Raw genomic sequence first — 19,035 nt, forward strand, 5'->3', positions numbered from 1 at the left:
AATATACTTTTTGTTGGAACTCCTGGAGTGGGCAAGACTCATCTTGCTACTTCCTTAGGAATAGAGTGTGCAAAGCACAGATACTCTACATACTTCATTCATTTTCAGGAATTAATTTCACAATTAAAAAAAGCTTTAGCAGAAAACCGATTAGAAACTAGATTAAAACATTATTCAAAGTATAAAGTATTAATAATAGATGAAATAGGGTACTTACCGATAGATACAGATGCAGCTAACTTATTCTTTCAACTAATATCTAAAAGATATGAGCGTCATTCAACTATAATAACTACTAATGCTGCTTTTTCTAACTGGGGTGAAATATTTGGTTCAGCTACTTTAGCTCATGCTATATTAGATAGATTATTACATCATTCTCATGTTATTTCAATTAAAGGACCTTCATACAGACTTCAGTCAAAAATTGAATATTTTGACAGTTCTTCTGAAAACTATTGATTCGCTTTTTTGTACAAAATTATTTTCCACTTTTCGTACAAAGTTATATTGACATTTACATTTTAGCAAATTCTTTACGATCTTTATAACTTACATATTTAAAAGAATTTCTTAGCTGATGTATTATGCATCTTTGTATTTCTGATTTAGGAAATGCAGCCTGGATAGCTTCTTTAATTCCAGTTAAACCATCTACACTAAATATTAAAACATCTTCTACACCCCTGTTTTTAAGTTCATTTAAAACTCCTAACCAAAACTTTGAAGACTCACTTTCACCTATCCATATTCCTAGAATGTCTTTAAAACCTTCTAAAGTAACACCTAAAACCACATAGGCTGCCATATTTTTTACATGTCCATTATCACGTACTTTAAAATGTATAGCATCTAGAAATACGAAAGGATATATATGATCTAAAAGTCTATTTTGCCATTCTTTAACTCTAGGCATAACCTTATCAGTTATTTTACTTACCATATCTGCTGAAAGATTAATTCCATAAATATCTTTTATTTGTTCATTTATATCTCTAGCTGACATTCCTCTAGCATAAAGTGATATTACTTTTTCTTCTATTCCAGATATATCTGTTTTATTCTTAGGAATTACAATAGGCTGAAAATCTCCATTTCTATCCCTAGGTACTTCAATATCAATCTCTCCATATTTAGTCTTTACAGTTTTATTGGTATATCCATTTCTCTTATTATCTGTTTTTTTATTTGTTCTATCTCCCTTACTGTAACCCAGTTCCATTTCAAGTTCCGCTTCAAGCATTTCCTGAAGAGCATCCTTAAACATATCCTTTAAATATTCATAAAGATCGTCTGCTGTTTTTAAACCTCCTTCTGAAATCATTTGTCTTAATACTTCTTTAGGTAATGTGCTCATAAAAATACTCCTTTCTGACTTAATATTATTTTAGATTCTTGCCAGAAAGGAGCTTAAAATTACATCCAGACACAGATTTTATTACACTACCTATGAGGTAGATGATTAATTCATCTACCTCATACTCGTTTACTTTTTATATATTCTATTATGGGTATTACAGATTGAAAACATAATGCATAACATAAGCAAAACATAAAGATTAATAGAATTGTGATATCAGCATTTTTTAGAATAATATCTTGTTTTTGTATAATTGTAATGAAACTATATAGTCCTAAAGCAGCAAAGAATAAAAATCTTAATATCCAGTAAAGGAAAAATTTAAATTCCTTACTCATATCATCAACTCCTTTTTGTTAGTTAGTAAATTATAATAACTGTATCAAGTTTGAATCAAGGCAAAATTTATAATAAATTAACAGTTGGAATGTATAACTATTTAAATGGGTAAGGGTATACAAAAGCAGATTTATAGTAGATATTGAAAAAGTTATCATTTAGGTCAGGACAGTATTGCTTAAATGTTTTATAGTTTCTAAATGAGTGTCTTAATGCAGCAAATATCATTTGTTTATAAGGTTTATCTATTTGTTGAATTTCATGCTCTAATTCTGCAATTATAGTTTCAATGTTATTTAATTCAAATAGTGGATATTTAGTGTTTATGTAGCCGCAAATTTCAGGATTCAATTTAGATAAAAAATAAGCATCACTATTGCTAAAAACTTTGCAATAATCATTATTGAGTTCATCTAATATACTCAAGGGGATTTTGGTGAGGTCAAAATCAATAATTTTTGCATCAAAACCTTTTTGTTTAAGCCAATATGCTATTGAAGATGGTTCGTCGATTCCATCGGTTTCTATTAGGAATTTATTTAAATTTTCTAATGCCTTTTTTGAAAGTATATTATTATTGTTAACATGTTTTCTTGGCTTATTTAATAGCGATATGATCCTGACATCCCTATATAATTTGTTTTCAATTGGAAATATTTTAACTAAAGTTTCAATTTTATAAAAACGCATAATTTTAACCTCCTATTTTAGTGCCAAAGGGAATTTCTTTATTGCTTTATTTAAATGATTCATATCAAGATGAGTATAAACTTTAGTAGTATTTAGATCTTCATGACCTAAAAGTTTCTGAACACTTAGAAGATCTGCACCATTTTGAATTAGCAAAGTTGCGAATGAATGTCTACATTTGTGAATTGTATAGCCTTTGCCTTCTAAGCCTGACAATTTGATGTATTTTCTAAATAATGTCTGAAGGCCTGTTATACTAAGTCTATTACCTGTCGATGAAATAAATATTGCGTTATTTTTTAATGGTAATCTTGTTTGTAAATAGTTCCATAAGTCTTCATCGAGAGGGCTAAGCAAAGGAATAATTCTTTCTTTATTACCTTTTCCTTTTTTTACTGTAAGTGTATTGTTTTTAAAATCTACATCTTCCCAATTTAATGAAAGTAATTCGCTTCTTCTAACTCCAGTCATAATTAGCATTTCAAGAATTACTTTATCTCGAAGTGAGGTTTCGGATTTGTACTTCATAGGTGCATTTACTAGTTTTTTAAATCTTCTTCAGCAATAAAAATTGGAACTTGATCTGGCTCTTTTGGAGCATGGATGGGGAGCATTGGGTTTTTCATAATATATTCCATTTCGAGCAGGTATTTAAAAAAACTAGAGAGAGAATGAATTTTTCTCCTGATTGTTCTTACTTTATATTTTTTTTCAATTTTTAGATGTGTTATATATCTTCTCAAATCAGGTGTTCTTATTTTCTCAACATCAAGTGTGATTTTATTGTTTTTAAGAAAGGTTAAAAAAACAAAAAAGTCAGTAGAATAACTTGTTATAGTCGATTTTGAAGCATTTTTTTCTGCTTTTAAATAATTTAAAAATTCATCAAATAAATCTTCAATATTGTACATAACCCTTCACCTCCATTTTGTACAGAACCCAATAAATTTTTAGTTGCATAAAAAGAAATAATAATTTATAATTCTAGTTATGTACTGCAATTTTAAGTACATAACTTGGAGTTCTGTGCAATATTTTTATTCTTTGAAATATAGCCAAAAATAAAAATGGCTTAAAATAGCCATTTGCAGCACAAAAAGCATTCTTAAAAATGTTGATATAGAACTCGGCTTATAGACTTGCTCGTATATTGATAACATCTGCATTACAGCAGATGTTATTTTGATTTTGCCACCATTTAGTTTAGATTTTGATAACATAGATTTACAAGTAAATGAACAATACCATTAATTTGAAAGATATGACCATGTTTTATGGTCTTTTTTTTATAGTTTTGATAAAAGGTCAATGAAAATTAAATATTTTCGTATAAAGAATTTGGAGATTATAAATGCATATGTGATATAATTAAAATCAAAGTGTAAAGTGGACCGGGAAAGAGGTGAGATTGTATAAAAATGTTAAAATATACATCTACATTAAATCAATGCCTTTTTTGTATTTAGAACTTAAAAAGGCTGCCGCTTTTAAATTACAAGGTTTTAATGATATTGACATAAAAAGAAAAGCCATTAAAAGCAAATTTATTGGCTAAGATTTAAGATGGAGGTGAAGAAGTGAGATTTATTGAAAATTTATTTATAAAAAGTTTTAGAGGAATTAAAAATTTAGAGTTGAATGATTTGGGAGATATTAATATTTTTGTCGGAAAGAACAATAGTGGTAAAACATCTGTATTAGAAGCAATTGGAATTCTTCAATATCCTCTTGAGATAGGAAATATTATAAAGATAGGTAGATCAAGAGAGATATTTAATAATAAGAGTTCAGCCTATACGATTTTTACTAGCATGTTTAATAAAAATCTTAAAAACATAGAGATAAAAGCAAATGTTAAAAATAAAAGTTTTGAAATATCAATTAAGGGTAACGAATTTTCAATTTTAACGGAAAATGTTTATTCAGAAATTAAAGAGTTTGAAGGACAGATACTAGTTAAACATGACAATAGTATTTTTGAAAAAAATATAAAGTTAAATCAGAACGATAAAGACTTTAAAATAATTGGCGATTTTAAATTAATACCTATAGAATATGTTACTCCAGCAGAACATTTACTTAAGAATGTTTCTAATGAGATTATTAAGAAAGGTAAAAAGAAGGAATTAATAAATTTACTTAAAATATTTGATAAAGATATAATTAGTCTTGAAATGATAGAAGAACAAAAAAAGATAGTTCCATATATTGAACATAAAAAACTTGGATTAATGCCTTTATCTACATATGGAGATGGGCTTAAGAAGGTACTTTTATTGGGTTCATCTATTATAAAGGCAGAAAATGGAGTGTTGTTAATAGATGAAGTTGAAACAGCAATTCATATAGATGCATTAGTTGAATTTTTTAAATGGTTTGTAAAAGCATGTAATAAATATAAAGTACAAGTATTTATGACAACTCACAGCATTGAGATTATTGATAGTATTTTAGAAAGCCAGAAAGATTTAGACAATACTAGTTTTTTGAAAGATTCTTTAAGGATAATAACTATCAAAAATAGCACTGAGGGAGAAAAAACTAAAGCCAGAATATTAAATGGATTAGAGGCATATGACAGCAGAATAGACTTTGGGATGGAGTTGAGATAATGAAAAGCATACTACTGTGTGAAGGGAAATCAGATGCTATTTTGATTAGTTATTATCTTAATAAAGTTAAAGGATGGGAATTTTACAGAAAAAAAGATAAAAGAAAAATAAATATTCCTGTAAGAAATATACAAAATGAAGAAGCAAATTGGTATAGACTGGGTGATGATTTATTAGCCATTTGGGGTGTTGGAGGGAAAGACAATTTTAAATATGCTATTCAACAAGTTTTAAAAATAAATAGACTAGCAGATAAAGAAGATGCATTTAATAAAATTATTATTTTGACAGACAGAGATTATTCAGAAAGTGATGAGGATTTACTTAATGAATTAAGTGAGTATTTAGAAGAAGTTGATTTACGAAATAATGAATGGTCAGAAAAAGAATATACTAATGAATTTGAAGAATCTATAATAGTTAGAATACTTCCTATTATTATACCATTCAATAAAAATGGAGCATTAGAAACGTTTTTAATGGACGCTATTTGTGAAATTGGCAAGGAAGAATGTTATATTGTTGAAAAGAGTAAAGAATTTATAGCAGGTTTTGATTTAAATAAATATGTCAACACCCAAAGATTGAAAGTAAAAGGAGAATTGGCAGTAACTTTTGGAGTAATGTTTCCACAAAAGACATTTGCTTTAATTGATGAGATGCTTAAAAGTGTTGACTGGGAAAAATATAAAACTATACAAAACGGATTTAAAAAGTTAGAAGAAATATAGAAATAAGCAGGTGAAAATATGAATCTAAAAGAAATAAAGAACATATTAGAACGAAATTTTGATAAAGAACCTTCGGATGGTAAAAATAGGCATATAATTTTCTGATATGATTCAGATGAGTATGTTTTTATTACAGATTATTTAGCAGAGTTTTTTAGGAAAATGAGAAAAAGATCCTACACAGATGCTTTTGATAGATATTTTAGATTGGGAAATAATTTAAACCAAAGAGATGTTATAGCAGTTAGAAAAACAGTTTCTGAACTTGTAAAAATTATATATCCTAATGGAGAATTTAAAAAAGATGATATAGAGGAGATTCTAAAGTACGCTTTAGTTGGGAGAAGAAGGGTAAAAGAGCAATTGAAGAAAATTGGTGGTATGGAATTTTATGATGTTCATTTTTCTTACATAGATAAAGAAAGTTTTAATGAAGAATTTGTAACTGTACCAGAGCAGGGTGGAGGCAAATTAATTCCAGGTAGAATCATTTTTAAAATATTCTGAAATTTTAACTTTTTATTTTGTCGTCGACCTTCAGTAGTGTAAAAATACCTGGGGATCGACGACTTTTTGTTTTGAGCAAAAAATGTGTAAATTTCAATATATAGAGATGTTAAATCATAGTAAATTAGTATGAATTAGCATAAAAAACAATAAATTGACACAAACTAAAAGATATGATAATATCAACATGTGCAATGGATTATTAGACTACCTATAAGGAATTGAAACCCTCCTATCTATCTGCTGATGATACAAAGAAAATATCTATTATTAGACTACCTATAAGGAATTGAAACAGGTATTTGTAATAATTTAAAAAGGAGTGAAAAAATGCAGATTATTAGACTACCTATAAGGAATTGAAACAGGTATTTGTAATAATTTAAAAAGGAGTGAAAAAATGTATTATTAGACTACCTATAAGGAATTGAAACGTAACAGTTGTTGAAAATAAAGCAATATTAAAACAATTATTAGACTACCTATAAGGAATTGAAACATGCATCTATCAAAGATTTAGAATTTTGCTCAGCCATATTATTAGACTACCTATAAGGAATTGAAACTACGGTATACCTAAGTCTTGTAAATAAGTAATTACGTCGTTACTAGACTACCTATAAGGAATTGAAATTTAAATTAGCAAAATCCAATAATGACCTGCTCATTAGTTATTAGACTTCTTATAAGTTTTGAAGAAATACAATTCTTAATTCTCAATTTTCAATTATCAATTATCAATTCTCAATTATCATTATTAGGCTACCTATAAAGAATTAAAATAAAGTATAAGTAAACATTTTAAATTTTTTAGTTGCATAAATCTAAATATTTATTTATAATTCTATTTACATACTAAAATTTTAAGTATGCTTAATTGTATAATATCGACACTAGCATGAAGCTAGTGTTTTTATGTTTGTTTAAAAATTTCAATATAAAAAATATAATATTTAAACAAAATAAAATTAAAATACACAGTGAATTGAAAATTATTTACAGCAAAAATACTGGAGGGGAATGAAATGATTTTTGTTTTTGGACATAGAAATCCTGATACAGATTCTGTTGCTTCTGCAATAGCTCTATCATATTTAAAAAATAAATTGGGATACAATACAATTCCTTGTGTACTAGGAGATTTAAATAAAGAAACGGAGTATATATTAGATAAATTTGAAATTGAAAAGCCTAAACTGCTTGATAATGTAAAAACTCAAATAAAGGATTTAGATTACGATAAAGTAGATAGTATAGGACCTTACGATACAATATTAACGGCATATAAAATCATGGAATCGAGAAAAATAAGAACACTTCCTATAGTTGATAAAAGTGGTAAACTGCTAGGAATTGTTACAATGAAAGATATAGCAATGGAATTAATAAGAGGAGATTTTTATTCATTAAAAACTAGAATAAATAATATAGTAGATAATTTAGAAGGAGAAATTTTAGTTGGAGAAGATAAAGAAATAGAAGGAAAGATTTCAGTTGTAGCTTTTTATTATGATACTATAAAAGAAGATAAAATATTGAATGAAAATAGTATAGTTATAGTAGGGGACAGATACGACATAGTTGATTATTCCATAGAATGTAAAGTAAAATTGATAATAATTACAGGTGGAAAAAAGCTACCTGAAAAATATCTAAAAAAAGCTCAGAAAAACAATGTAGATATTATTTCGGTTAAAGGAGATACTTATACTATTTCTAAGTTAATAAATCAATGTAATTACATATCTTCTATAATGAAAGATAGAGATATAATTAAATTTTATGAGAGAGAATATTTAGAAGATGTAAAAGAAGTTTTACTGACAAGTAAGCATTCAAATTATCCAATAGTAAATGACGATAATCAATTTTTAGGTTTTATGAATAGACGACATATATTAAATCCAAATAGAAAAAAAGTTATATTAGTTGACCATAATGAATCTAATCAAAGTATTGAAGGATTAAGCGAAGCAGAAATAATTGAAGTTGTAGACCACCACAAGATAGGAAATATTTCAACATCTAGTCCTATATTATTTAGAAATATGCCTGTAGGAAGTACATGTACCATAGTTTATAAAATGTATAAAGAATATGGTATTGATGTAGAAGATAAAATTGCAGGAATACTGATTTCGGGTATAATATCAGATACCATGTTTTTTAAATCACCTACTACAACTGAAGAAGATAAAAAAGCTGTATATGAATTAAATAGTGTATTAAAGTTAGACTTAGAAAAATATGCTATGGATATGTTTAGAGCAGGAACTTCTCTTGAAGGACAGAGTATAGATGAAATATTTTTAAAAGATTTTAAGGAATTTACTGTAAAAGAAAAAACAATAGGAATTAGCCAAGTTTTTACTTTAGATATAGAGCAAATATTCAATAAAAAAGATGAATTTTTAAGTTATATAAATGACATTCATAAAAATAAGCAGTATTATTTGACGCTACTTCTTATAACAGATATTTTAAAAGAAGGTTCATATATATTTTATAAAAGTGAAAATGATAAGATAATAACAGTAGCTTTTAATAAAGAAGGCAAACAGGGAATGTTTGTTGAAAGTTTAGTTTCTAGAAAAAAACAAGTTTTACCTAAAATATTAGAAGCCATTGAACTGTTCAATCAATCGATTTAATGGAGAATTATATATTTCCGAGGCAATAGTGTAATTTTAACAAAATAGTACAAAATAAATATAAAAATTATTTCCAAAAACCATCTGCATGACGTTTTATGTCAAAAGATGGTTTTTTTTAATTTCAAGAGGATTAAATACATCATATATAGAAAAAATATATATGTGTTTTAATAGTAAAAAATATTTTTTAATTTGTGATTTAAAGCAAGTAACTTTTAAAATTACTATTTAAATTTAATGTTAATATAGAGGAAAAAGAGGAGGGTGTGAAATAGTGAACAAAATAGTTGTTTTTACTGGTGCAGGAGTATCAAAGGATAGTGGAGTACCTACATTTGAAGATTTAGGGGACTTAAGACAAAAGTTAAGCAGGAGATATTTTAATGAAAATCCTGAAGATTTTTATAAAATTCTAAAAAAACTTGACGATACAGCAAAAAAAGCAGAGCCAAACCCAGCTCATATAGCTATTGCAAAATATAATATACCTGTAATAACTATGAATATTGATTCACTACATAAAAGAGCAGGAAGTACTAATGTAATAGAAATACATGGAAATTTAGAATATGTTTATTGTCCAAAATGCAGAAAGAAATATGATATAGAAATTGCATATAAAAATATATACAGCAAATGCTGCAGTGAAGTATTAAATCCTAATGTAGTTTTATATGGAGATATGATACCAAAATATACGGAGGCATTAGAATTGGTAACTAATACAGAGATGTTATTAGTAATAGGAACTTCATTTTATACATCAACAGCAACTGATTTAGTTGGATGGGCAAAAAGAGCTGGAGCTAAAATAGAAATAATAAATCAAAATGCAAAGGAATTAGTTCCAAAGTTTTTAAGAGATTTTTTTAATAAATAATTTAAGATTATATATATTAATTTTTTCATTATTATTAGTTGTTGATAATTGTGCTTTTATATAGTTTCTAATTTTAAAGCATATAACATTGACAATAATTATATTATGTAAACATGATATAGAATTTGTTTAGTGAAAGGAGTGCCTACAATCAAAAAAAAATCATTTTCAAGATATACAAATTTAGATTTATTAAAAGCGATATTTAAGTTTTTTAAAAGAATAGGAGTATTGCCAAAATTTTTATTAGATAAAGATGTAAGCATATTTAAAAAAATTATTATTTTATTAACACTTTTATATGTTATTTCACCACTTGATATATTACCTGACCCTATTTTAGGTTTTGGAATTATTGATGATGCTGTATTGGCTGTTTATATAATTTCTATGGTATCTGATGAACTTGATAAGTATATTGAGAGTCGAAAGAAAAAAGATATTAAATTTAATAAAGATAAAGTAATAGAAACGGTAGAATACGAAGTAAAAGATGATGATGAAGTATAAATAGATATATAATAACGAACTTTTTTTATAAAAATATTTATAATGTACATAAAATATGATATACTAGCGGTAGTAATAAAATAAGGCAGGTGTTAGTGATGTTAAATGATGTTAAAGAAATTTTATTTAATGAAGAAGAAATAAAGGAAAAAGTAGCCGAATTAGGTAAGCAAATTAGTAAAGATTATGAAAACAAGGATTTAGTTGTAGTTGGAGTTTTGAAAGGGGCAAATGTTTTTTTAAGTGATTTAATTAGAAAGATTAGTATTCCTATTACTATAGATTTTATGGCAGTATCAAGTTATGGTTTTTCAACAGAAAGTTCGGGAGTAGTTAAAATATTAAAGGATTTGGATTTTAGTATAGAGGGAAAAAATGTACTAATAGTAGAGGATATAGTTGATACAGGACTTACATTAAAATATTTGTATGAAAATTTAAAATCTAGAAAACCAAAGAGTATAAAAATTTGTTCACTTTTAGATAAACATGAGAGAAGAAAAGTAGATATTGAAGTAGACTATATAGGTTTTGAAATTCCCGATGCTTTTATAGTAGGTTATGGAATAGATTATGCAGAAAAATATAGAAATTTACCTTTTATAGCTTCTTTAAAAGAAGAAGTATATAGCAAATAAAAATGGTATAATTATTTTTATATTTTAGTATAAAAGTTTCCAATATCCTAATACTAATATTGTTCAAACAATATTAGTAGGAGGGATTTTATGGCTAATGCCCCTAATTTTGAGGAAATTAAAGAAAGATTTAGAAATGCAGATTTAGATGAAAAGATAAGAATATATACGACAACTTCAGGGTTGACTGTGGAGCAGTTTAAAGAATTGTTGAGAATGTTTCCACTTCAGCATCTTGACAAATTAGAAAGAGCAATGGCGTAATTAAAGCCCCAATTGGGGCTTTAATTATTCAACAACTATTTCTTTAGAATTTTCCCATAAACCATGAATATTGCAGTAGCTTAATGCATAAATAGTTCCGGATTTATTAAGTTTTATGTGAGTTACAGCTATTGGTTCATCATAAACATTTCCTTCTCCGTGAGCGGTAAATTTAAAATCGCCTATTTCTACAGGAAATTTATCATCTTTTCCGTGGAAAAATACTTTAAACCATGATATATGATGTTCAGCTGTATTGGGATGTTTTATTTCATCGCCAACAGAAATTTTTAGTTCAAAACCTTCTCCAGCTTTTACTTTTTCTGGACAGTGAATTATAGGTACATGTTTTTCACCTTTCCAATCACCAGTTTGTAAAAATTGACTTAAACTATTCATAATTATTATTACCTCCTAAATATATTTTAAAATTAAGTATAATTGTCTTTTAAATATATATCCAATAAATATTAAAATAAAACATTATTTTATAATTTATTAGTATAAAAAATTATAGTAATATAAAAATAAGAAAAAATTTAAGGATAAAATTGGAGGTGTATTGTATGGCTATTGTTGAAGTTACAACAGTGCCATTGGGGACTGGCAGTACAAGTTTAAGTAAATATGTAGCAAAATGTCATGAAGTTTTAAAAGAAGAAAAAAATATTAAATTTCAATTGACTCCAATGGGAACAATAATAGAAGGAGATTTAGATACTATATTAAAAGTTGTTAGAAAAATTCATGAAGTTCCATTTGAAAATGGAGCATTGAGAGTATCTACAACTATTAAAATTGACGATCGAAGAGATAAAGAGTTGACAATGGAAGGAAAAGTAAAATCTGTAATGGCTAAGCTTTAAAAAATATTTTGTTAGATATAAACTTTTTTTAAAAGATTGACAGAACAAAATGTTTATATCATAATAAAATTTGTATTATGTATACATATAAAATAAAAATCAAATGTACTAAGGAGGAAAAAATATGAGCGAATTAATGATTCCAGTTGGACTATCTAATCGTCATGTACACTTAAGTAAGGAGCATATTGATATTTTATTTGGAGAAGGTTATGAGTTGACAAAGTTTAAAGACCTTTCACAACCTGGACAATATGCTTGTAATGAGAAAGTAGATATTGTTGGACCTAAGGGAACATTAAAAGGTGTTAGAATTTTAGGACCAGCAAGAGGACAAACACAAGTAGAAATTTCAATTACTGATGGTTTTGTTTTAGGTGTTAAACCACCTGTAAGAGATTCTGGAGATTTAAAAGATAGCCCGGGAGTAAAAATAATTGGGCCTAAAGGGGAAGTAGAATTAAAAGAAGGAGTAATAGCAGCAGCAAGACATATACATATGCATACAAGCGATGCTGAAAAATTTGGAGTAAAAGATAAAGATATAGTAAAAGTAAAAGTAGAAGGAAAAAGAGGTTTAATATTTGAAAACGTTTTAGTGAGAGTAAATCCTAACTATGCATTAGAATTTCATGTTGATATAGATGAGGGAAATGCAGCATGTCTAAAAAATGGTGACAAGGTTGAATTAATTAAGTAGTTTAAAAAAGTTATATTAAAATAATTTTTTAAAAGGGTTCATCTTATTTTTGTATACAATAAAGGATGAATCCTTTTTATTTTTATAATAAAAATACGAGTATTATGTGAAAAAAGAAAAAGTTTAGTTGACTTTTAAAATTTTTAAAATATAATATAAGTGAGTACTCACTCATTTGAGGAGGTTATATAATTATGAAGAAGAAAATTTCAAAGAGTACAGAAGAAAGAATTTTAGATGCAGCAATAAAGATTTTTAGTAAAAAGGGTTATTCTGCTGCAACTACTAGTGAAATTGCAAGAGAGGCAAAAGTAGCTGAAGGTACAATATTTAGGTATTTCCCAAAGAAAAAAGAATTGCTGCATGGGATATTATTAAAAGCTATAGATATATTTGGAAAAGAAATAATCATAAAACCATTAGAAGAAATAATAGAAGAAAACAAAGATAAGTCATTAGAAGAAATTTTAAAAGTTATAATAATTAATCGTGTAAAGATTTTTGAAGAGTATTTTGATTATATAAAGGTTATATTATGTGAAATACAATTTCATGATGATATAAGACAGTTGTTTATTGATAAAATTTTAAAAAAAATAATAGAAACTGTTGAAAGATTAGTTGATATTGCTAAAGATAGAGGTGAAATTAAAGATATTGAATCTATGATTATAATTAGGTCTGTAATTGGTATGGTTTTTATGATGCTTATTCAAAGGCAATTTGTACCATTAGAAACTTCTATAAGTAATATTGAAGAAGAAATAGATTTAATTATTGATATTTTTATGAACGGTATAAAAAAGAAAGATTAGTTTTTGGGGGGATAGTTAATGAAAAAAATTGTAATTGTTTTATTGATATTAAATGTTTTTCTTACTTCTTGCAGTATAAATTTTGATAATAGTCAATCAACCTATACAGGTACTATTGAGGCAGAAGAAATTAAAGTAAGTTCTCAAATAGGAGGAATAGTAGAAAATATATTTGTTGAAGAAGGACAAAAAATAACAATAGGTGATAGGATTGCAGATATAGATGTAAAGGACTTAAAGATTCAACTTAAAAAAGCTGAAAATCAATTTAAAATTGCTAAGACAAAACTTGAGGAAATTTTAGACGGAACGAGAAGTGAAAAGATAAAAGCTGCAAAAGCAAATACAGAGAAGATTAAAGCCCAGTTGGAAGGTGCACGAAAAAATTATGAATACAGATTAGAAAATTATAATGATTTAAAACAACTTTATAATAAAGGTGTAGTTTCTAAACAACAGCTTAAAGATTCAAAAGCAGTATTAGATTTAGCTGATGCAAATTTAAAGAGTATCGAAAAACAATATAAATCTTCTATTGCAGAGCTGAATTTGCTATTAAATGGTGCAACAGAAAAAACAATAAAAACTGCTCAATTAGAAGTTAAACGTGCAGAAATAGAAATAGATCAGTTAAAAAATCAAATTGATAAGTGTAGTATAAAAAGTCCTATTGATGGCGTAGTTCAAACATTAAATTTTAAAAAGGGAGAATTGATTTCAAAAGGTGCTGTAATAGCAACAATTATAAATACAAATAATCTATGGCTAAAAATTTATATTCCAGAAAAGGAGCTTCATAAGATAAAACTTGGAGAAGAAATTAATATTTTTACAAATTTTGAAAACAAAAAAATTATTAAAGGTAAAGTAGTATATATATCTTCTGAAGCAGAATTTGTTCCTAAAAATGTAGAATCAAAGGAAAGTAAAGAAGAAATGGTGTTTGAAGTAAAAATAAAACTATTTGATAAAGATAATGATTTAAAACCTGGTATGTTAGCTGATGTAAAACTAGGGGTGAACAACAAATGATAGATTATGTTGTAGATGTCAAAAATTTGAGGAAAGTTTTTAATAATTATGTTGCAGTAGATGATATAAGTTTGAAAATTTCAAAAGGAAAAATTTTTGGTCTATTAGGTCCAAATGGAGCTGGAAAATCAACTACAATAAGAATGTTATGTGGAGTGTTAACTCCCACTTGTGGTGAGGGGAAAGTTTTAGGTTATGATTTATATAAAGAAGGAGAAAAGATAAAACAAAATATTGGATATATGTCTCAAAAATTTAGCCTTTATGAAGACCTTACAGTTTTAGAAAATCTTAAATTTTATTCCAATATATACTCTCTTTCTAAAAATACAATAAAAAGAAGAATTGAAGAATTAATTGAAATGGCTGGGTTAAAAGGCAAAGAAAAGACTATTACAAAAAATCTATCTGGCGGTTGGAAGCAGAGATTAGCTTTAGGATGTGCTTTGCTGCATAAACCTAAACTACTTATATTAGATGAACCAACTGCAGGTGTCGACCCAGTTTCAAGAAGAATATTTTGGAATATGATTTATGAATTAGCAAATCAAGGTATAACTATATTAGTTACGACTCATTACATGGATGAAGCTGAAAGCTGTGATGAAATAGCTTTTGTATTTAGTGGGAAAATACTTACAAAGGGGACGCCAAAAGAATTAATCAGAAGAAAAAATAGCAGAAATTTAGAAGATGTATTTATTAGTTATGTAGAGGAGCAAATGGGTATTAAAGTAAATTATTCTTTTGTAGAAAGAAATGTACTTAGCAATAAATTGGAAGGTGAATAAAAGTGAGCATGCAAAGACTTGTTACTATAATAAAAAAAGAGTTTATACATATAAAAAGAGATAAAGCTAGTTTAGTAATAGCTGTAGCAATGCCTTTAATTTTTATATTAATATTTGGTTATGCAGTAAATACTGATGTTGAGCATATAAGTATTGCTGTTTTTGATAATGATAAAACTTTTGAAAGTAGAGAGTTTATAGATAAATTTTCTGCTTCAAATTATTTTGATATAAAAATATATACAAATAGCATAAATGAAATAGAAAAATTGATAAATGAAGGGAAAGTGAAGGGAGCACTTATAATACCGCCAAATTTTGCTAGAAAATTATATAGGAATGAAAGTAGTGAAGTTCAACTTATAATTGATGGTTCTGACCCTACTATTGCTAGAACTGCACTACAAAGTGGATTGCTTATTTCAAAAATGTATTCTTTAAAAATGCAGATGAAAAGTTTAATACAAAAGGGAATTAATCCTGATGCAATAAGTTCAGTTGATATGAGAACTAGAGTATGGTTTAATCCAAATCTTGAAAGCAGTAAATTTACAATACCTGCTCTTATTGGGCTTATAATGCAAAATATTACAGTCATGCTAACAGCTTTTACTCTTGTTAGAGAAAAAGAAAAAGGAACTATAGAACAATTAATAGTTACACCGATAAAACCTATGGAATTAATAATAGGTAAAATGATTCCTTATATTTTAATTGGTTCAGTAGATTTTTTTATCGCATTATTTTTTGGAACTTATTGGTTTAATGTATCAGTACAGGGAAATATTTTTTTATTAATTGTACTGGGATTAGGTTTTGTGGTGTGTGCACTAGCAATAGGAATGTTAATATCAAGTGTTTCTAAAAATCAGCTACAAGCTATGCAGATGAGTTTATTGTTTATTTTACCAAGTGTATTATTGTCTGGGTTTATATTTCCTAGAGAAGCAATGCCTTTTCTAATAAGATATGGAGGAAGTATTATACCATTAACATATTTTATAAATATATTAAGAGGTATAATTTTAAAGGGAGTAGGTATAAATTATTTATGGAAAGATGTATTTATATTGTTCATTTTTAGTGTAAGCTTATTGACAATTGCTGCAATAAAATTTAAAAAGAAATTAGATTGATAAATAAAAGGTACCTCTGAATGGAATTTCAGAGGTACTTATATTGCAGTATTTATACATTAAATCTGAATAAAATAACATCTCCATCTTTAACTATATAATCTTTTCCTTCGAGTCTTACTAATCCCTTTTCTTTAGCAGTAGTCATATTACCTGCTTTTACAAGTTCTTCATAATCTATTACTTCAGCTCTAATAAATCCTCTTTCCATATCTGAGTGTATTTTTCCAGCAGCTTGAGGTGCTTTAGTACCTTTTTTGATAGTCCAAGCTCTTACTTCTTTAGGACCAGCAGTTAAAAAACTGATAAGACCAAGTAGAGAGTAACTAGCTTTTATTAACTTTTCTAAACCGGTTTCTTTTATACCTAATTCTTGTAAAAAGTTTTTCTTTTCATCTTCTTCTAATTCAGCAATTTCTGATTCTATTTTTGCAGAGATAACAACAACTTCAGCATTTTCAGTTCTTGCAAATTCTTTAACTTTTTCGACATACTCATTATTGCCGCCATTTTCGATAAGGTCATCTTCGGAAACATTTGCAACATAGATTATAGGTTTATAAGAAAGTAGGTTTAAACTCTTAACGAATTTTTCTTCTTCATCAGAAAATTTTAAGATACGAGCAGATTTTCCATTTTCTAAAGTCGATTTGATAGTATTTAAAATATCTAATTCACTTTGTAAGGATTTATCTCCTTTTAAAAGCTTTTGAGTTTTTTCTATACGTCTTTGCAGAAGTTCTAAGTCTGAGAATATGAGCTCAAGGTTAATAGTTTCAATATCTCTAATTGGGTTAACACTGCCTTCGACATGAACTACATTGCTGTCGTCAAAACATCTTACTACATGTATTATAGCTGCAACTTCTCTTATATGAGATAAAAATTTATTACCAAGACCTTCACCTTTACTTGCTCCTTTAACAAGACCTGCAATATCATAAAATTCAATAGAAGTAGGAACTACTTTTTCAGAGTTATACATTTTTTCTAATACTTCTAATCTATGGTCGGGAACTGCTACTACACCTACATTTGGTTCTATAGTACAAAAAGGATAATTTGCAGATTGAGCACCGGCTTTTGTAATGGCATTAAATAGTGTACTTTTACCTACATTTGGCAAACCGACAATTCCTAATTTCATATTTATTCTTCCTTTCGATATTTTTTCTTTAGTACATACAGAATAAATTATAAAACATAAATATTTTTAAAGCAATAATGATAGAAAATCTTTCTTTTAAATTGTCAAACATATTTTTATTTTAAAGCAATACAATTTAGTATAGTTTTGTAAAGATGAAGTTTAGTTTATAGAGAGGTGGCAAAAATGAATTTTTACAATAAATTTTTACTTTTATTAAAAAGTTTAATTTTAGGTATTTTATTAGTATGTTTCTTAATATTTAATGGAATTTTTGAAAAGATGACAATTGTAATAATAGTACTTATCATAGTTAATATTATAAAAACGTTTAAATTAAATATACAGTATATAATAAGATTAATATTAGGTTTAATAGTAGGTTATGTCATTTTTAGTATAATAATTTATTTTCATGTAGTAAAGTATAATGAATATTTTTTGAATATAGGAAACGAGTTTTTAAATGAAAAGAATTGTGGGGTTTTAATTGTTTCTGATGGAGAAGCATCGATATTTGATTCTTATTTAATATTAAAGTGCTGTTATAAAGAATCTAATTTTTTAGAACTAATAGTTGCACCTTTTAAAGTATTTAAATATAAGCTGGCATATGAAAAATTAGGGAAAAGTGATTATATTAATTTAATAGAAAATTTAAAAGAAAAACTGCAAAATCGTTTAGGAGAAGGGTATGATATATATATATCTTATTTAAATGTAAAACCTTATTTTGAAAAAGAAATATGTAGGTTAAGTGAAAAATATGATAAATTAATAGTAGTTCCACTATATTTAACTGAGAATAAAGAATTAAAAGAAATCAAGGAAGTTTTAAAAAATTATTCTGATGATAGTATTTTTATTAAAATTATACCTTCATTTTGGGAAAGTGAAAAATTAAATAGGCAGATTGCAAAAAAAATTTTATCAAATATAGGAGAAGATGAAAAAAAACTTGTTGGTATCGTAATAGTTAACAGTGATAAATATTCCAATAAAAATCAGATAATTATTTTTATAAATAAGCTGATTAAAAATTTAAAAAAAGAAGGATTTGATAGTAATAAAATTGTCTATACGGATTTAAATAAAGATATAGATTTATTATTACAAGCTATTAGTAATATTAGAGAAAAAGGAATAAGTGAAATTATTGTTGTTAGTATATCAGATATTACTGACAAAATTTTAGTACAAAGTAATGTGAAGCAATTAATTAAAAAAATATCGAAGCGTGAAGGAATAAGGATAATTTATCTGAATGGCTGGGGAATAGGAGAAAATTTGTTAAATGAATTAGAGTATAAAATTAGATTATTGAATTTGCAAGATTAAATAAAAAATATAATCTTGCACTTAT

General features: G+C 26.5%; 20 protein-coding genes, 2 pseudogenes and 1 CRISPR repeat array. Of the genes and pseudogenes, 16 read left to right on the forward strand and 6 right to left on the reverse strand.

From position 1 onward, the window contains the following. On the forward strand, window positions 1–462 hold a 462-nt coding region (gene istB, locus BUA90_RS00015), incomplete at its 5' end, for an IS21-like element helper ATPase IstB (protein WP_094756639.1). Between the two features lie 61 nt (window positions 463–523). On the opposite strand, the pseudogene BUA90_RS00020 reads toward istB, so the two are convergent. From BUA90_RS00020 to BUA90_RS12580, 4 genes and pseudogenes are all read right to left on the reverse strand, one after another. Continuing rightward, a pseudogene (locus tag BUA90_RS00020) lies at window positions 524–1,357 on the reverse strand (IS256 family transposase); the annotation flags it as partial. 438 nt (window positions 1,358–1,795) lie between these two features. Next, window positions 1,796–2,389, reverse strand: a complete 594-nt coding sequence (locus BUA90_RS00030; protein WP_072965321.1) for a hypothetical protein — start codon at window positions 2,387–2,389, stop codon at window positions 1,796–1,798. A 12-nt stretch (window positions 2,390–2,401) separates the two neighbouring features. Beyond that, window positions 2,402–2,917 carry a tyrosine-type recombinase/integrase gene (locus BUA90_RS12575; RefSeq protein WP_243109687.1) on the reverse strand — a complete coding sequence of 172 codons (516 nt, stop codon included), beginning with the start codon at window positions 2,915–2,917 and terminating at the stop codon, window positions 2,402–2,404. An 11-nt stretch (window positions 2,918–2,928) separates the two neighbouring features. Then, window positions 2,929–3,300, reverse strand: a complete 372-nt coding sequence (locus tag BUA90_RS12580; RefSeq protein ID WP_242945001.1) for a tyrosine-type recombinase/integrase — start codon at window positions 3,298–3,300, stop codon at window positions 2,929–2,931. 666 nt (window positions 3,301–3,966) lie between these two features. On the opposite strand from BUA90_RS12580, the gene BUA90_RS00040 reads away from it, so the two are divergent. The 8 genes and pseudogenes from BUA90_RS00040 (at window position 3,967) to BUA90_RS12475 (ending at window position 11,185) form a co-directional block, all read left to right on the forward strand. Beyond that, window positions 3,967–5,001 (forward strand): AAA family ATPase, encoded by a 1,035-nt coding sequence (locus BUA90_RS00040; protein WP_072965322.1) that lies wholly within the window; start codon window positions 3,967–3,969, stop codon window positions 4,999–5,001. Continuing rightward, window positions 5,001–5,732 carry a DUF3226 domain-containing protein gene (locus BUA90_RS00045; RefSeq protein WP_072965323.1) on the forward strand — a complete coding sequence of 244 codons (732 nt, stop codon included), beginning with the start codon at window positions 5,001–5,003 and terminating at the stop codon, window positions 5,730–5,732. Before BUA90_RS00040 ends, BUA90_RS00045 begins: the two co-directional genes overlap by 1 nt. 126 nt (window positions 5,733–5,858) lie before the next feature. After that, window positions 5,859–6,239 (forward strand): annotated as a pseudogene (locus tag BUA90_RS00050) (BREX system Lon protease-like protein BrxL); the annotation flags it as partial. Between the two features lie 198 nt (window positions 6,240–6,437). Then, window positions 6,438–6,873: direct repeats of the CRISPR family, unit length 30 nt; unit sequence ATTATTAGACTACCTATAAGGAATTGAAAC. A 391-nt stretch (window positions 6,874–7,264) separates the two neighbouring features. Beyond that, window positions 7,265–8,890 (forward strand): putative manganese-dependent inorganic diphosphatase, encoded by a 1,626-nt coding sequence (locus BUA90_RS00055; protein WP_072965324.1) that lies wholly within the window; start codon window positions 7,265–7,267, stop codon window positions 8,888–8,890. 277 nt (window positions 8,891–9,167) lie between these two features. Continuing rightward, window positions 9,168–9,773 (forward strand): SIR2 family NAD-dependent protein deacylase, encoded by a 606-nt coding sequence (locus BUA90_RS00060; RefSeq protein ID WP_072965325.1) that lies wholly within the window; start codon window positions 9,168–9,170, stop codon window positions 9,771–9,773. A gap of 141 nt (window positions 9,774–9,914) precedes the next feature. Further along, on the forward strand, window positions 9,915–10,283 hold the full coding sequence (locus tag BUA90_RS00065; protein WP_159429975.1) for a YkvA family protein: 369 nt from the start codon (window positions 9,915–9,917) through the stop codon (window positions 10,281–10,283). A 98-nt stretch (window positions 10,284–10,381) separates the two neighbouring features. Further along, window positions 10,382–10,921, forward strand: a complete 540-nt coding sequence (hpt, locus tag BUA90_RS00070) for a hypoxanthine phosphoribosyltransferase (protein WP_072965327.1) — start codon at window positions 10,382–10,384, stop codon at window positions 10,919–10,921. Between the two features lie 90 nt (window positions 10,922–11,011). Then, window positions 11,012–11,185 carry a hypothetical protein gene (locus tag BUA90_RS12475; protein ID WP_094756642.1) on the forward strand — a complete coding sequence of 58 codons (174 nt, stop codon included), beginning with the start codon at window positions 11,012–11,014 and terminating at the stop codon, window positions 11,183–11,185. 24 nt (window positions 11,186–11,209) lie between these two features. Here the strand turns inward: BUA90_RS12475 and BUA90_RS00075 are convergent, their stop codons facing one another. Next, window positions 11,210–11,584 (reverse strand): class II SORL domain-containing protein, encoded by a 375-nt coding sequence (locus BUA90_RS00075; RefSeq protein ID WP_072965328.1) that lies wholly within the window; start codon window positions 11,582–11,584, stop codon window positions 11,210–11,212. Window positions 11,585–11,751: 167 nt separating this feature from the next. Here BUA90_RS00075 and BUA90_RS00080 point away from each other — a divergent pair, with 167 nt between their 5' ends. The 6 genes from BUA90_RS00080 (at window position 11,752) to BUA90_RS00105 (ending at window position 16,525) form a co-directional block, all read left to right on the forward strand. Then, on the forward strand, window positions 11,752–12,051 hold the full coding sequence (locus BUA90_RS00080; RefSeq protein ID WP_072965329.1) for an MTH1187 family thiamine-binding protein: 300 nt from the start codon (window positions 11,752–11,754) through the stop codon (window positions 12,049–12,051). A 124-nt stretch (window positions 12,052–12,175) separates the two neighbouring features. After that, window positions 12,176–12,751 carry a phosphate propanoyltransferase gene (gene pduL / locus BUA90_RS00085; protein WP_072965330.1) on the forward strand — a complete coding sequence of 192 codons (576 nt, stop codon included), beginning with the start codon at window positions 12,176–12,178 and terminating at the stop codon, window positions 12,749–12,751. 194 nt (window positions 12,752–12,945) lie between these two features. Beyond that, window positions 12,946–13,566, forward strand: coding sequence for a TetR/AcrR family transcriptional regulator (locus BUA90_RS00090; RefSeq protein WP_072965331.1), 621 nt, complete (start codon window positions 12,946–12,948; stop codon window positions 13,564–13,566). 18 nt (window positions 13,567–13,584) lie between these two features. Further along, window positions 13,585–14,598 carry an HlyD family secretion protein gene (locus BUA90_RS00095; RefSeq protein WP_072965332.1) on the forward strand — a complete coding sequence of 338 codons (1,014 nt, stop codon included), beginning with the start codon at window positions 13,585–13,587 and terminating at the stop codon, window positions 14,596–14,598. Beyond that, a complete protein-coding gene (locus BUA90_RS00100; protein WP_330390614.1) occupies window positions 14,595–15,389 on the forward strand; it encodes an ABC transporter ATP-binding protein in 795 nt (264 codons plus the stop codon). Before BUA90_RS00095 ends, BUA90_RS00100 begins: the two co-directional genes overlap by 4 nt. Window positions 15,390–15,397: 8 nt before the next feature. Next, a complete protein-coding gene (locus BUA90_RS00105; RefSeq protein WP_330390622.1) occupies window positions 15,398–16,525 on the forward strand; it encodes an ABC transporter permease in 1,128 nt (375 codons plus the stop codon). A gap of 52 nt (window positions 16,526–16,577) precedes the next feature. On the opposite strand, the gene ychF is transcribed toward BUA90_RS00105, so the two are convergent. Continuing rightward, the gene (gene ychF / locus BUA90_RS00110; protein ID WP_072965334.1) at window positions 16,578–17,672 is read right to left on the reverse strand and encodes a redox-regulated ATPase YchF; all 1,095 of its coding nucleotides are present in this window, start codon (window positions 17,670–17,672) and stop codon (window positions 16,578–16,580) included. Between the two features lie 186 nt (window positions 17,673–17,858). On the opposite strand from ychF, the gene BUA90_RS00115 reads away from it, so the two are divergent. Next, window positions 17,859–19,010 (forward strand): ferrochelatase, encoded by a 1,152-nt coding sequence (locus BUA90_RS00115; RefSeq protein WP_072965335.1) that lies wholly within the window; start codon window positions 17,859–17,861, stop codon window positions 19,008–19,010. Window positions 19,011–19,035 lie beyond the last annotated feature (25 nt).

It is taken from the genome of Caminicella sporogenes DSM 14501 (assembly GCF_900142285.1).
Classification (GTDB): domain Bacteria; phylum Bacillota; class Clostridia; order Peptostreptococcales; family Caminicellaceae; genus Caminicella; species Caminicella sporogenes.